16 protein-coding genes are annotated in these 15,327 nt (G+C 27.0%); 4 read left to right on the top strand and 12 right to left on the bottom strand.

The features are described from left to right. Nucleotides 1–153 precede the first annotated feature (153 nt). The gene (locus tag HF862_RS08430; RefSeq protein ID WP_170187429.1) at nt 154–903 is read left to right on the top strand and encodes an ATP-binding protein; all 750 of its coding nucleotides are present in this window, start codon (nt 154–156) and stop codon (nt 901–903) included. A 56-nt stretch (nt 904–959) separates the two neighbouring features. Here HF862_RS08430 and pfkA read toward each other — a convergent pair whose 3' ends face one another. The 3 genes from pfkA to accD are packed head-to-tail and all read right to left on the bottom strand — an operon-like array spanning nt 960 to nt 3,858. After that, nucleotides 960–1,925 (bottom strand): 6-phosphofructokinase, encoded by a 966-nt coding sequence (gene pfkA / locus HF862_RS08435; protein WP_170187430.1) that lies wholly within the window; start codon nt 1,923–1,925, stop codon nt 960–962. A gap of 30 nt (nt 1,926–1,955) precedes the next feature. Continuing rightward, the gene (locus HF862_RS08440; protein WP_170187431.1) at nt 1,956–2,957 is read right to left on the bottom strand and encodes an acetyl-CoA carboxylase carboxyltransferase subunit alpha; all 1,002 of its coding nucleotides are present in this window, start codon (nt 2,955–2,957) and stop codon (nt 1,956–1,958) included. A gap of 16 nt (nt 2,958–2,973) precedes the next feature. Further along, nucleotides 2,974–3,858 (bottom strand): acetyl-CoA carboxylase, carboxyltransferase subunit beta, encoded by an 885-nt coding sequence (accD, locus tag HF862_RS08445; RefSeq protein WP_170187432.1) that lies wholly within the window; start codon nt 3,856–3,858, stop codon nt 2,974–2,976. 242 nt (nt 3,859–4,100) lie between these two features. Here accD and HF862_RS08450 point away from each other — a divergent pair, with 242 nt between their 5' ends. Both HF862_RS08450 and HF862_RS08455 read left to right on the top strand, forming a co-directional pair. Continuing rightward, nucleotides 4,101–4,718, top strand: coding sequence for an LPP20 family lipoprotein (locus HF862_RS08450; RefSeq protein ID WP_170187433.1), 618 nt, complete (start codon nt 4,101–4,103; stop codon nt 4,716–4,718). Next, entirely contained in the window at nt 4,696–5,349 is a 654-nt protein-coding gene (locus tag HF862_RS08455) for a toxin-antitoxin system YwqK family antitoxin (protein WP_170187434.1), read from the top strand. Before HF862_RS08450 ends, HF862_RS08455 begins: the two co-directional genes overlap by 23 nt. A gap of 91 nt (nt 5,350–5,440) precedes the next feature. Here the strand turns inward: HF862_RS08455 and HF862_RS08460 are convergent, their stop codons facing one another. From HF862_RS08460 to hpt, 9 genes are read right to left on the bottom strand one after another with little or no spacing between them, the layout of a single operon-like run. Further along, nucleotides 5,441–6,346, bottom strand: a complete 906-nt coding sequence (locus HF862_RS08460) for a DMT family transporter (RefSeq protein WP_170187435.1) — start codon at nt 6,344–6,346, stop codon at nt 5,441–5,443. 12 nt (nt 6,347–6,358) lie between these two features. Further along, complete coding sequence (locus tag HF862_RS08465; protein WP_170187436.1) at nt 6,359–10,693, bottom strand: PolC-type DNA polymerase III; 4,335 nt, start codon at nt 10,691–10,693, stop codon at nt 6,359–6,361. 19 nt (nt 10,694–10,712) lie between these two features. Next, the gene (locus HF862_RS08470; protein ID WP_170187437.1) at nt 10,713–11,276 is read right to left on the bottom strand and encodes an RNA methyltransferase; all 564 of its coding nucleotides are present in this window, start codon (nt 11,274–11,276) and stop codon (nt 10,713–10,715) included. Between the two features lie 11 nt (nt 11,277–11,287). Further along, nucleotides 11,288–12,016 (bottom strand): tRNA (guanosine(37)-N1)-methyltransferase TrmD, encoded by a 729-nt coding sequence (gene trmD / locus HF862_RS08475; protein WP_170187438.1) that lies wholly within the window; start codon nt 12,014–12,016, stop codon nt 11,288–11,290. A gap of 35 nt (nt 12,017–12,051) precedes the next feature. Beyond that, nucleotides 12,052–12,573: a ribosome maturation factor RimM gene (gene rimM, locus HF862_RS08480; protein WP_170187439.1), complete on the bottom strand. Its 522-nt coding sequence runs from the start codon at nt 12,571–12,573 to the stop codon at nt 12,052–12,054. Between the two features lie 7 nt (nt 12,574–12,580). Then, nucleotides 12,581–12,820 carry a KH domain-containing protein gene (locus tag HF862_RS08485; protein WP_027129467.1) on the bottom strand — a complete coding sequence of 80 codons (240 nt, stop codon included), beginning with the start codon at nt 12,818–12,820 and terminating at the stop codon, nt 12,581–12,583. A gap of 16 nt (nt 12,821–12,836) precedes the next feature. After that, nucleotides 12,837–13,076 carry a DUF4911 domain-containing protein gene (locus HF862_RS08490; protein ID WP_170187440.1) on the bottom strand — a complete coding sequence of 80 codons (240 nt, stop codon included), beginning with the start codon at nt 13,074–13,076 and terminating at the stop codon, nt 12,837–12,839. Nucleotides 13,077–13,087: 11 nt separating this feature from the next. After that, entirely contained in the window at nt 13,088–13,882 is a 795-nt protein-coding gene (gene rsmA, locus HF862_RS08495) for a 16S rRNA (adenine(1518)-N(6)/adenine(1519)-N(6))-dimethyltransferase RsmA (protein ID WP_170187441.1), read from the bottom strand. Between the two features lies 1 nt (nt 13,883). Beyond that, nucleotides 13,884–14,420 (bottom strand): hypoxanthine phosphoribosyltransferase, encoded by a 537-nt coding sequence (gene hpt / locus HF862_RS08500; protein ID WP_170187442.1) that lies wholly within the window; start codon nt 14,418–14,420, stop codon nt 13,884–13,886. Between the two features lie 193 nt (nt 14,421–14,613). Between hpt and HF862_RS08505 the strand changes: the two genes are divergently transcribed. Then, nucleotides 14,614–15,321, top strand: a complete 708-nt coding sequence (locus HF862_RS08505) for a PASTA domain-containing protein (RefSeq protein WP_170187443.1) — start codon at nt 14,614–14,616, stop codon at nt 15,319–15,321. Nucleotides 15,322–15,327: the final 6 nt, after the last annotated feature.

A 15,327-nucleotide genomic window follows, 5' to 3' on the forward strand; every position in this document is an offset into this window, starting at 1 on the left:
TATTTTTGTCTATTTTCATATAAAAAATTAAAAAATTTTTATATAAAATCAATTTATAATTTCCTTAGAAATAAAAATTGTTGCAACAGCAACATATTTTTTAAAATTTTTATATTATAATTATAGTGTAAAATATATTTAGGGAGGAAAAATATGATTCGTAAAATAATAAAAATAGATGAAAATAAATGTGATGGTTGTGGAGCTTGTGTCAATGCTTGTCATGAAGGAGCTATTGGTTTAGTAAATGGAAAAGCTAAACTTTTAAGAGATGATTATTGTGATGGATTAGGAGATTGTTTACCATCTTGTCATACAGGAGCTATAACTTTTGAAGAAAGAGAGGCTCTTCCATATGATGAGGCTGCTGTTTTATCAAATATGGCTAAGAAAAATTCAAATAATTGTTCTAATGGTGGGTGTCCTGGAAGTCAAAGTAAAGTTATAAATCATCATATAGGTTGTCCTGGTTCAAATTCTAAAAAAATAGAAATAGAAACTGATAACAATCAAAATTTTGAAGAGGGAGTTTTAAAAAGCAAATTACAACAATGGCCTGTTCAAATAAAATTAGTACCTATTAATGCTCCTTATTTTGAAAATTCCAATCTTCTTATAGCTGCTGATTGTACAGCCTTTGCTTATGGAAATTTTCATAATGAATTTATTAAAAATCGTATAACTTTAATTGGTTGTCCAAAATTAGATTCTGGAGATTATGAAGAAAAATTAACTGCTATAATAAAAAATAATAATATAAAATCTTTAACAGTTGTTAGAATGGAAGTTCCTTGTTGTGGTGGTATTGAAAGAGCTGCTGTAAATGCTTTAAAAAATAGTGGTAAATTTATTCCTTGGCAAGTTATTACAATTTCTATTGACGGAAAAAAATTAGATATTTAAAAATATATAATAAAAAAATCAGGATAGAATTTAATCTAACCTGATTTTTATTTTTATTATCTAGAAAATATATCAGCAATACGATATAAATCTAAAATATTATTTCTTTTTGTTCCTTCCCAAGCATAAGAAATAGGATGAGTAACTACATCTCCACGTTCAACTCCAACCATTATTCCACCTTCTCCAGCTTCTAATAGTTCAACAGCTTTTACAGCCATTTGAGTAGCTAACATTCTATCTCTTCCACTAGGAGTTCCTCCTCTTTGGATATGACCTAAAATAACTGTTCTTACTTCTGTTGTAACTTTTTCTTTTAGTTCTTTTTCTACATCAAATATATTTCCTACACCTTCAGCTACAAGAACTATATCATGTAATCTTCCAGTATTTCTTCTTTGTTTTATTTGGAAAGCAAGCATTTCAATAGAATTTTCTACTTCTGGTATTAAGATTCCATCTCCTCCACCACAAATACAAGAATGAACAGCTAAATCTCCAGCTCTTCTTCCCATAACTTCTACAAGAATTGTTCTTTCATGAGAAGTGGCTGTATCTCTTAATTTAGAAATAGCATCTAATATTGTATTTAAACAAGTATCAAATCCTATAGTATAATCAGTTCCAATAATATCATTATCTATTGTTCCAGGAAGACCAACTACTTTTATTCCATGTTCTTTACTTAAAAGGTCAGCTCCTCTATATGAACCATCTCCACCTATTACTATAAGTCCTTCAATTCCTCTTCTTTTTAAATTTTCAGCTGCTATTGCTCTATATTTAGGGTCTTTAAATTCTGGACATCTTGCAGTTAAAAGAGCTGTTCCTCCTTTTTCAATTATTCCAGATAGGAAACGTCCATCTATTAAAAAGATTTCATCCATTAACATTCCATGATATCCTCTTCTTATACCATAAACTTCCATTCCTTTATATTGAGCCATTTTTACTGCAGCTCTAATAGCTGTATTCATACCAGGTGCATCTCCACCACTTGTTAAGATAGCTATTCTTCTCATTATTAACCTCCCTAAAAAATTTATAATAATTTAATTTTTTTCCTCATTATTTTCTACTTGAGATGTTTTCTCTGTAATTTCCTCATCTACTTCTTCTAAGAAGAAACCAATTTTTCTAAATTTATTATATCTATTTTTTAGTAAAGTATCTATATTTATTTTCTTTAATTCAGTAATTGATGAGATAACAGCATTTTTTAGGTTAATTTGTGCGCATAAAATATCTCTATGAGCTCCACCTAAAGGTTCTGGAATTATATCATCTATAATTCCTAATTTTTTTAAGTTTTGAGCTGATATTTTTAAGTTATTAGCTGCTTTTTCAGCTAAAGCTCCATTTTTAAATAATATAGCTGCACAACCTTCTGGAGAAATTACTGAATAAATAGAGTGTTCTAACATGAAAACTTTATCAGCCACTGCTAGAGCTAAAGCTCCTCCACTTCCTCCTTCTCCAATAATAACAGAAATAATTGGAACTCTAAATCCCATCATTTTCATAAGATTTCTTGCTATAGCTTCACCTTGTCCTCTTTCTTCTGCTTCAATTCCTGGAAAAGCTCCAGCTGTATCTACTAAAGTAAGAATTGGAATATTAAATCTTTGAGCTATTCTCATAAGTCTTAAAGCTTTTCTATAACCTTCTGGATTTGCCATTCCAAAGTTTCTACGAATTTTTTCATTTATGTCTTTACCTTTTTGATGACCAATTACAACAAATTTTTGTCCTTCGATTTTACAAAGTCCTCCAACTATAGCAGGGTCATCTCCATAAAGTCTATCTCCATGTAATTCAACAAAATCTTCTGTTATCCCTCTAATATAGTCTAAAGTATTTGGTCTATTTGGGTGTCTTGCTATAGAAACTTTATCCCAATCTGTTAAATTTGAATAGACTTCTTTTATTTTATCTCTGTATAATTCTTTTTGTTTTTCAATTTCCTCTGTTAAATCTACTTCTTTATTTTTTGCAAACTCTTCAAGTTCTTTTATTTTTGCCTCTATCTCTAAAAGTTCTTTTTCAAAATCCACTTTTACCCTCCTAAATCTAGACTAAGTTACTTAAAACTTTAGCTACAATATCTTTCATTTCTTCTCTTTTACTGATTATATCCAACATTCCATGTTGAAGTAAAAACTCACTTGTTTGGAATCCTTTAGGAAGTTTTTGTTTGATAGTTTGTTCTATAACTCTTTGTCCAGCAAAACCAATTAAAGCTTTTGGTTCTGTTATTATTACATCACCTAACATAGCAAAAGAAGCTGTAACTCCTCCTGTTGTTGGATTTACTGGAATAGAAATATATGGAATTCCAGCTTTTTTTAGACGATGAACAGCAGCTGATGTTTTAGCCATTTGCATTAATGAAACAATTCCCTCATACATTCTAGCTCCTCCTGAACTAGAAACAACTATAGCTGGAATTCTCATTTCTAAAGCTCTCTCTAAAGCTCTAGTAATCTTTTCTCCAACAACAGAACCCATACTTCCACCTAAAAAATCAAAATCCATAACAGCAATACTTACTTTTATTCCTTTAATTTCTCCAATACCAGAAACAACAGCTTCATTCATCCCTGTTTTTCCTTCAGCTTTTTCTACTTTCGATTTATAACCTTCAAACCCTAAAAAATCTTCTGTTTGTAAGTTTGCATCCTCTTCTACAAAAGTTCCACCATCAATTAATAAGTTTATTCTTTCTCTGGCACTCATTCTATAATAATATCCACAACTAGGACATCTATAAAGATTTCTTCCTATATCTTTTTTAAGTATTATCTCTCCACACTCGGGACATTTTTCCCAAAGTTCTGAAGCTTCTTCTGTAATACCACTTTTCTTTTTATCATTTTCAAGCATTTTACTTTCATCTATTTCATCTTTTACTGTTAAAGTCGCATACTTTTTCTTTCTTAAAGAAAAAAATCTCATTTTCTCCTCCTTATATTCAATAAAAATAGTATTTTTTACAAATAATTATAAAAGCCATTCTATTTATTTTATAAAATTTTAAAAAAATTTTCAATAATTATTTGCATTAATCTTTGTTTTGATATAAAATGAATATAAAAAATGAATAAACTTAAACCTTATAATTTAGATAAAAAATTTTACTTTTTTGTTTAAGAAAATATATAAAAAATATAATATTACATATGTTAGGAGGAATTAAAATGAAAAAAACTATGTTTATTCTACTTGCAACTACCCTAATTGGATGTAGTGGATTACAAAATTTCTCTACAAATCCTAATAATTTATCTGTAATTTGTAAAGAAAAAATAGCTAATAATGTGGATATGTCTAGAGAGATTTATGGTATCGGAAAGGCTAAAATTTCATCATCAGGTCAATTTGTAGTTGAAGGAAAAGCTAGAGAAGCAGCTTTAAATCAAATAAAAGCTAAAATTTCAGCTGAAGTTGAAAAAAGTTTCCAACAACAAATGAATTTAGTAGACAATTATTCTAAGAGAATTTATAACAATTCTATGAAAGAATTAAAAGATTATACTACTAATGTATTAGTTGGAAATGTTGTTGAAAAAGAATCTTTTGTAGCTGATGGATACTTATACATAATAGTGACAACTTCTTTAGAAGATATTTTTAGACAATCAAAATTCACTTTTATTGAATTTACTAGTGATTTAATAAAAAGATTAGAAGTTATAAAATCTAATGTAACTAATATGGAATATGTTGCACCTCTAGAAACTTTAAATGTTACTCCAATAGAAAATGAAAAAGGAGAGGACACATTAAAATTAGATGAAGAACTTATCCTTAAATAATATAAAAAAATACTTTATCCTTTCACTTTTTCTTTTAACTGCTTGTACTAATACAGAAAAACTTTACAAGAATAATCAATATAGAATTTCTACAGTAAATGAAAATGGAAATGGTTATGTATTAAATCTTTATTTTAATAAAACTAATATAAAAGATATTTTTAAAGTTTCTTCTAATAATATAGATGGTGAATATAAAGAATTTTATCCTTCTGGAAAATTAAAATATTCAATAAATTATAAAAATGGAAATCAAGAAGGAATTGCTAAAAAATATTATGAAAATGGAAAGTTAGCTTTAGAGGGATTTTTTATAGATGATTTACCTAATGGTAAATTTACTTATTATTTTGATAATGGGAATATTTCTAAAATTGAAAATTATCACAATGGATATTTAGATGGTGAATATATAGAATATTATGAAAATAATAAAATAAAAATAAAAGTTTCATATTCTGATGGTTATAAAATAGGTGATTATTTTTCTTACTATGAAAATGGAAAGTTAAAAGAAACTGGAAAATATGTAGCAGGAAAAAGAAATGGAATATGGAAATATTATAATGAAAATGGAAAATTAATCTCTAAAAATGATTACGCTGATAAAGGTTATATTAGAATAGAATAAAAAAAAGAGGCTGTTGGATTTAAATAACAACAGCCTTTTTAATATACTTTTCTTAATTTCAAATAGAAATATTCTCTTTATTTATCAAGTTTTATTTTTGTGTTTTTCCTATTGCTATTATTGTAAATACTAAAATAATTGCACCTATAAATTGTTGTCCTGTTAGTAATCTTCCATTAAAAATATAATCAAACACAACTGATGATATTGGAAAAGCTAATTCACAAATAGTAGCCACACTGGCATCTATATATCTAAGTCCTCTATAATAAATCATAATTGCCATACTACCACTTGTAAGCATTATAGTTATAAAAATCAACCATTGAAATGAAGTTACTCTTGTAAAATATACTAAATCTCCTTTAAATAAAGTTATTATAAAGGTAATTATACTTGTAAAAAGAAATCTTGTATATAGTGCTGTCCTAAAAGAAGAATTAGTTAAAATTCTCTTTCCAAAGGCAGTAGAACTTCCAAATGAAAAAGCAGCAAGTAAAGCCAATAAACTAGCTGATAATATATTTCCACTTCCACTTGAATGAGGTAAAGCAAATTCAAATGTCATTATATATCCACCAATCATAGCTAAAAATGTTAAAAAGAAAAAGTTCTTACTCAATTTTTCTTTTAAAATAATTCTAGCTAAAATTAAAGCAAATATAGGTTGAGTTTTTTGTAATAAAGTTACAACTGTTAAGTGTTGAAAATTTACTAAAAATAGAGCCTTTACTATAGAAATTGTTCCTAAAGAACCTCCAAATAATCCTATACAAAAATAATAAAAAATATCTTTTTTAGGTAATTTTTTTATATTTTTTATTTCCTCTTTTCCAAAAAAACAACTCATAAAAAGAAAAGGGATAAAATGTAGAATAAAAACTACAAAGGGAACACTTAATTGATGTAATCTAGGAGTTAAAACAATTCCATCAAATCCCCAAAGAGAAGCAGCAAAACATACTAATCCCGCTCCTAAATATTTTTTGTTTTTCACTTTTCTCTCCTTCTAAAATAGACTAATTTGATTTGTATCACTTAGATTTTTTACTGCATTAAGAGTTTTTAATTTATCTAAAACAGTAGTTGACATTTTTGTTCTTCTTTTTAAATCTTCATAAGAAATAAATTTTTCAATATTTCTTTCAGCTATAATATTTTCTACTACACTTGCTCCTAATCCAGATATTCCCATTAATGGAACTCTTATTTTTTCGTCTTCTATTGTAAATCTAAATCCTTCTGATTTATACAAATCAATTCCTAAAAATTCAAAACCTCTAGCATACATCTCTAAAACAATTTCACATATAGCCATCTGTGTTTTTTTCTTAACATCAAGCTTAGGTTCTTTATTAAGCTCTTGTAGTTTTGCTTTTGCTAATTCTTTGCTTCCCATCATTTCAAAATCAAAATCCTCCATCTTACGAGTAAGATAAGCTGCATAAAAAGCTAATGGATAATGAATTTTAAAATAAGCTATTCTCATGGCCATCATAACATAGGCTACAGCATGTCCTTTAGGGAACATATATTTTATTCTTTTACAAGATTCTATATACCACTCTTTTACATTTTTTTCTTTCATCATATTTGAGAATTTTTCCCAATTCTCAGGCTCTTTAGATGGTTTTCCTTTTCTTACAAATTCCATTATTTTGAAAGCTGTAACTTTTTCCATTCCACTGTCTATTAAATAGTTCATAATGTCGTCTCTTACTGTAATAACTTCTGATAGAGTTGCTGTTCCCTCACGAATAAATTCTTGAGCATTATTAAGCCAAACATCTGTTCCATGAGAAAGTCCAGAAATTCTAACAAGTTCAGCAAAAGTTTTTGGTAAAGTATCTTCCAACATTTGTCTTACAAATCCTGTACCAAATTCTGGAACTCCATAAGTTCCTACAACAGAGCCAATCTCTTCAGGAGTAACTCCTAAAACTTCTGTTCCTGAAAATATTTTTAAAGTTTCAGGGTCAGCAATAGGAATATCATAAACATTTACTCCTGTATATTCTTGTAACATTTTTATAGTTGTCGGGTCATCATGCCCTAGTATATCTAATTTTACTAATTGTTCATCCATAACATGGTAATCAAAATGAGTAGTGATAGAATCATTTTGCATATCATTAGCTGGATGTTGTATTGGACAGAAATCAAAAACTTCTTTATATTTAGGAACTATAACCATCCCACCTGGATGTTGTCCTGTTGTCTTTTTAGCTCCCTCTACTTTTGAAGCTTTTCTAATAATTTCTGCTTTTGAAATATTCAAATGGTGGTCTTCATAATATTTTTTTACATAACCAATGGCGTTTTTATCAGCTAAAGTTGATATTGTTCCAGCCTTAAAGACATTAGATTTTCCAAATAATTCTTCACAATATCTGTGAATTTCTGATTGATATTCCCCTGAAAAGTTTAAGTCTATATCTGGAACTTTATCTCCATCAAATCCCATGAAAACTTCAAATGGTATTGAATGTCCATCTCTTTTTAAAGGTTTACCACATTTTGGACAATTTTTTTCTGGTAAGTCAACTCCAGCTCCCTCTTTTTCAATAAATTCTGAATATTTACAATTTGGGTCTGTACAAATATAATGAGGATATAGAGCATTAACCTCTGTAATTCCCATCATAAAAGCAACTAATGAAGAACCAACTGAACCTCTTGACCCTACTAAATATCCATTATCCAAAGATTTTTTAACCAATTTTTGAGCTGATAAATATAAAACTGAAAATCCATGTCCTATAATAGCTTTTAACTCTCTTTCAAGACGAGCTGAAACTATTTCTGGAAGAGGGTCTCCATAAATTCTATAAGCTTTTTCATAAGTCATTTCTCTAACTATATTTTCTGCATTATCAAGCTCTGGTGGATAAAATCCATCTGGTATTGGTTGAACTTTTTCAATCTCATTAGAAATTTTATTTGTATTTGTAATAACTATTTCATGAGCTATATCTTCTCCTAAATAAGAAAACTCTTTTAATAGCTCATCAGTAGTTCTGAAATAAAATCCATTATCAATAGTATATTGTCTTTCGTTAAATACATTTCCACTACCATATAATAAAATACTTCTTATATCTTTTTCTTCTCTTTCAAGATAATGAACATTAGAACTTCCTGTTACTAACTTATTATGTCTTTTAGCTAAATCATAAAGATATTTATTCATTTCCTCAATAGCTTTGTATGACATAATTCTATTAGTTCCATCTTCTTCTATAAATTCATTATAATTTTCTTTTGGAAGAAGCTCCACATAATCATAAAAATCAACTGCTTTCTCCATTTCTTTAAAATTATAATCAAGATAATTTATAGCAAGTTCTCCATTATTCATAAAGTGAACTGTATTACATGCCCCAACAAATATTCCATCTCTATGGGCTAAAATTTCTGATTTCTTAACTCTTGGTTTTTTATTTCCAAAATTATCTTTATGAGCAAAGGATACAAGTTTATAAATATTTTTTAATCCAGCTAAATTTTTAGCAAGAACAAGAATATTTATAGTATCTTGTTTTTGAATATTTATAGGAAAAGCTCCATTTATTTCTGAAACTTTTTTTACTCCTTTTTCATAATATTTTTCTAAGAAAATTTTAAACATTCCAGCAGTTGCTTGTGAGTCATCAACTGCTCTATGGTGACTTTCTAAAGCAACCCCTAATTTTTTTGTAAGATGACCTAATCCATAACCTTTTAATTCTGGAAATATATCTCTTGCCATCTGTAATGTATCTATAACACTAGGCTCATAATCAATTCCTAAAATTCTCTTACAATCTCTTCTTATAAAACTCATATCAAATTTAGCATTATGAGCTACCATTGTAGAATCTCCAACAAATTTCATAAATTCAGGTAAAACTACTTCTATTGAATCGGCACTTTCTAACATTCCATCAGTTATATTTGTTAAATTTTTAATTTTTTCAGGAACAGGGCGTTTAGGTTTTACAAATTTAGAAAACTTGTCAACAATTCTTGTTCCCTCCATTTTTATAGCACCAATCTCTATAATCTCATGCTCATGTGAATTAAGTCCTGTTGTTTCTAAGTCAAAAATTACAAAACTTTCATCTTCTATAAGAATGTCTTTTGGATTATTAATCATTTGTTTAGTGTCATCTACCATATACATTTCACAACCTAAAATGACTTTAAAATTTTCATCTTTTTTAGTTTGTTTAAATGCAAAAGGGAAAGTATGAACTACAGAATAGTCTGTAATTGCCATACTTGTATGTCCATAAGATTTAGCTCTTTTTATTAAATCTCCTATCTCTGTAACTCCAACCATCTCACTCATTTTACTATGAGTATGTAATTCTACCATTTTTTCTTCAGAAACATCCTCTTTTGAAATTTTAGTTTTTTCCATTTTATTAAGAGAAGATACTAGTAATATCTCTTCATTTTCACTAAAAGTATCAATTTGCTTTCTTCCACTTACTTTTATAAAATCTCCAACTTTAACTTCTAAATTCTCATCAGGTTTTACAAACATTTTTGTAGTAACAGAATTTTTATTATCTGTTATTCTCATAACATAAAGTAAATTTCCTGTTTTTAATTCTCTTTTTTCAAAGTTAAAAACTTCTCCTTCTAAAATACAAATATCATTATCAAAAATCTCTGAAAATTCATCTATAGATATAGATTTTCCTTTAATTTCTTTAGTTTTTCTAAAGGCCACAGCATTGTATTTTTTTTCATTATTTTGATTGTTATTTTCTTCTTTAGGAGTTTGAGAATTTTTCTCATTTTCACTATCTATTTTCTGACTCAAAGTTATGATTCTGTCTTCTTTTTCCTTTTCAATCTCATTAATCTCTTTTGAAAAATCTCCAGGAATAAAAGAAATTTTAAAATCATTTATTCCAAATTCAGATAATAAATTTTCTAATTTTAAATTTATTTTTGACTCATATAAAGTAGCAATTGCCATTTCATTTTTTAATTCTATATAAATATTTTTTTCTTCTATTCTAATTCTATAAAGAAATAAAAAAGATTTTGAAACAGCATTTCTAAGTTTTAATTTTTCTATAGCTTTCTCAACAATTTCAGTTAAAATTTTTTGAGTAATTTGTAGATTTTCATACTCTATATTAAATTCTACAGAAAGACTCTCTCCAAACTTTTTTTGTAAATCTGTCGTTACTATGTCTGTTTCACATAAAAAAGTTGGGTCTTTTAACTGGCAACTTATTTTTAATTTTTTATATAATTCTTCATATACAATTTCTTTTACCAGTAAATTTTTGGCTCCAACACTATGGAAAAAGTCTGGTTTAGATTTAATTAAAATCTTTCTACTCATTTATAAACCTCTTTAAATTTTATTTCTCACCTAAAATTCTATCTAATATAATAGCTACTGCAGCACGAACAGATAAATGATTATATTTTGTAGTTCCTCTTATTGGTTCTAATATGAAATCTGACATATCCATAACCTCTTTTATTAATCCCCAACCTGTACCAAATAGGAAAAGATATGGTTTATCATCTGAAAATATTTTTTCAGAAAGAGCTGGATAACTAATTGAGTTTGGGAAAATATGAGCTGAAGTTGTTATTATTATAGGTCTTTCCCCTTCTACTTCTTCAATATGTTTTATAGTTTCCTCAATAGATTCTCTAACTCTTGTATTTACAAAAGCTGATTCTCTATCCTTGTTGTATTCTCCTCCACTTCCATCTTGCCAATATCCTATGATTCTTTCTGTAAGTTGTTTTTGAGCATCTAATGGAACTATTAAGTCATATTCTTTTACATTATAAGTTCTACATGTTCTTGAAATATCATGTATATCAAAATTTGTAACTGAAGTACAAACAACAGATTTATTTTTATTGTAAACAGGATAATGAACTAATCCTAAATATATTTTATCTCTCATTTTTATATCTCCTAATTTTCATTTTCTTTTAATTCTCTTAACATTTCATTAAAAAGTTTTTTTTCTGTTTTATCAAGAATTTTTTTCTCTAATAAATCAGGTCTTCTTAAATATGTTCTTTTTAAACTTTCCTTTATTCTCCACTCTTTTATCTTTTTATGATTTCCAGAAGTTAGAACTTCAGGAACCTTAAGTCCCATATATTCTGCTGGTCTAGTATATTGTGGATAATCTAAAAGCCCATTAAAAAAAGAATCATTTTCATAAGAAGCTTTTGTAATGACTCCAGGAATAAGTCTTGAAATAGCATCTACTATGACCATAGCTGGAAGTTCTCCTCCTGTAAGAACAAAATCTCCAATAGAAATTTCCATATCTACTTTTTCTTCTACTACTCTTTCATCTATTCCTTCATAGTGTCCTGCTATAATTGTAATTTCTTCTTCCTCTTTTAATTTAAGAGCCACTTCTTGATTGAAAATAATTCCTTGAGGTGATGTATAAATCACTTTTCCACCTACAGTTTCTAAAGCGCGAAAAAGAGGTTCTGGTTTCATAACCATTCCCCCTTCTCCTCCAAATGGAATATCATCAGCTTGTTTATGTTTGTCAAAACAAAAATCTCTTATATTCACTATATTAATTTCTATTAATTGATTTTTGATAGCTCTTCCAATTATACTTTGAGTTTTAAACCCTTGAAATAATTCTGGAAATAAAGTTAAAATATTTATTTTCATTTAAACCTCATAATTTATTTTTGATAATATACATATTATTTTGTTTGCTTTTCTTCTAACATTCCTTCCCAAAGCTCAACAATAATTTTTTTATTTTCAAAATCAATCTCTTTTATAAATGTATCTATATTTGGAATTAAAGCTTCAGTTTCATCAGTTTCTACAACTAAAATTTCATGAGCTGCTGTATCAAAAACTTCTGTAACTTTTCCTATATTTTTATCCTCTAAAGTGATAACTTCCATACCTAATAAATCTTGTAAAAGATATTCATCTTCTTCAAGCCCAAGTACCATTCTATTAACTTTTATTATAGAATTTTGTAATAAATTTCCTTGAGTTTTATTTTCAATCTCTTCAAATTCCAATATAAATTTATCTCCTACTAAAGGAGAGATTTTTTTTACAGTAAAAATATTTTTTTCTCCATTTGGTTTTTCTACAAGTACTTTTTCTCCAATAAGGTCTTCCTCTTCACCAATATTTATATTAGCTTTTAAAGCTCCTTTTAAATGATGAGTTCCTGTTATTTTACCAATAATTACTAATTCTTCCATATTTCACCTAATCTAAAAACTCTACATTTACATTTAATTTATCTTTTACTCCAGCTCCTTGCATAACTCCTCTTATTGCATTAGCTGTAAGTCCATTTTTACCAATAACTCTACCCATTTCTCCTTGAGCAACATTTACTTTAAAAATAACTGTATCGTCTATTACTTCATAAGTAATTCTAATTGCTTCTTCTGTTTCTACTAAATTTTTTAAAATATATTTTAATAGATTTTCTAATTTTTCCATCTATACCTCCTGATTTTTATAGTTGTCCTTTCCATTTTCCCTCTTCTAAAATTTCAGCAACAACATATTTATTTCCTAAATCTAAAATAATTTTTTTTAATTCATCTTTAAAATCATCAGTTGTTATAATAGTAAGTAAACCCTCTTTTGGATTAGTTGTTCTAACTACTCCAAGTCCCTCATAAGCTTCTATAATTTTATTTATAAAATCAATATCTTCTCTTCTACTTTTTACAACAAATTCATAACTTTCCATAAATTTTTCTCCTATTTATTTTCTAATAATTTAGCTAATTTTATAAATTGTTCAATTGTAATATTTTCAGCTCTTTCATTAAAAGGAATTCCTAAGATTTCTAATTTTTCTTGAATGATATTTTTAGGAATACCTAAAGTTGATAAGTTATTTACAATATTTTTTCTTTTATTAGAAAAAGCAGCTTTTACATATTTAAAAAATAGTTCTTCACTTATTTGTTTTTCATATTTTTTATCCTCATGAAATTTTATAGAAATAAATCCAGAATCAATTTTAGGAATAGGAGTAAAAAATTCTTTTGGAATAGTAAATAAATAAGATGCCTCTCCAAAATATTCAATAGCTAAAGTTAAAACACTTCTCTCTTTTCCAGAAATAGCAGAAACTCTTTCTCCTACTTCTTTTTGGACCATAAGATATACTTCTTTTATTTTATCTCTATGTTCTATAAGCTTGTTTATAATAGGAGAAGTTATATAATAAGGAATATTAGCAACAACTTTTGTATTTTCTCCTATAATTTTATCTATATCTGTTTCTAAAATATCTCCCATATGAAGATTAAACTTTGGATTTGAATCAAATTTTTTTCTAAGTATCTTTTCAAGGTCTGTATCAATTTCTACACAGTTAACTTTTTTAGACTTTTGAAGAAGAAGCTCTGTTAAAGCCCCTTCACCAGGACCAATTTCTAAAATTTCATCTTCTAAATTTACATTAGAAACTTCCATTATTTTTTCTAATATTGTATTTTGGTCATTTAAAAAATTTTGTCCATATTTTTTCTTATGTTTAAATGACATTTTATTTATTATCCTTATCTAAAGTAAGCTTTCCTACAAAAGAAAGATTTCTATACTTTTCTGCATAATCTAATCCAAACCCTATAACAAATTCATCTGGAATTTCAAACCCTACATATTCAGCCTTTACATCTATTTTTCTTCTGCTTGGTTTATCTAATAATGTACATACTTTTACAGAATTTGGTCTTTTCTTTGCCATAAATTCTTTTACATTTGCAATAGTCAAACCTGTATCAACAATATCTTCTACTAATAGTACATCTTTCCCTGTAACTTCTTCATCTACATCTTTTAAAATTTTTACGACTCCTGTAGAATCAGTTCCTTTTCCATAACTAGATACCTTCATAAAATCAATACTTAAATCCATATCTATGGCTCTTATTAAATCAGAGATAAATACTACTGACCCTTTTAATAATCCAACACAAACTAATTGTTTTCCTTGATAATCCTCTTTTATTTGTCTTCCAAGTTCAATAATACGATTTTCCAATTGTTCTTTAGAGATTAAAATGTCTATTTTGTTACTCATTATTCCTCCTAAAAATTATAAAATCAACACAAAATATTTTATCATTTTAACTATATTTTATCAAGAATAAATTATTTTTATTTTAGAAATATTTGTCAAATATTTCTTTTTTTTCTAGATTATTTATTGATATTTTATTTCGTTTATGTTATCATTTTTATAATAAGTATCTTTTATTTTTTTAGGAGGATTAATGCAAAAAAAAATAATAGTTGTAGCTAGTTGTATAATCTCTATTATGGCTACAATATATTTCTTAGGATATTTAACTTTAAATTGGTATTTTAATAGAGATTTTTATTACACTCCTAATCTTGTAGGACTTACACCAGAAGAGGTAAGTGTTTTAGCTGATAAAGATATAATTGATATAAAAGTTGTTGGAAAAGATTTTTCTAGACTTCCAGAAGGACAAATTTTTATGCAGGACCCTGTTGAAAGACATATAATAAAAAAGGGAAGAACTATAAAAGTTTGGGTTAGTATGGGAGAAAATTATTTTGAAGTTCCTGATTTTGAAGGACAACAACTTTTTACTGTAAAAAAATTACTTGAAGAAAAAAGAATAAAAATTAATAGTATTGCTAGAACAGATTCTCCTTTATCATATAATTGTATTGTCACTACAAATCCAGGAAAAGGAGAATATGTCAATGTTAAAGATGGTATTTCATTATTAGTTAGTAGCCGTTCATTAAACAAAGTAGTAAAAGTTCCTGATATTTCTGGATATACTCTTATTGAAGCTGAAAAACTTTTAAAAGAAAATTCTATTTTTATTGGAAAAATTGAAAAAATAAAAGTAGAAGGGTTAGAACCAAATATAGTAGTTGATACAAGTATTGGAGCTAACAGTAGAATTTCAGCAGGTTCTACTATAAATATCACTGTTACTGAATAAATTTAG

Source organism: Fusobacterium sp. FSA-380-WT-3A (assembly GCF_012843705.1).
In the GTDB taxonomy this organism is placed as follows: Bacteria; Fusobacteriota; Fusobacteriia; order Fusobacteriales; family Fusobacteriaceae; genus Fusobacterium_B.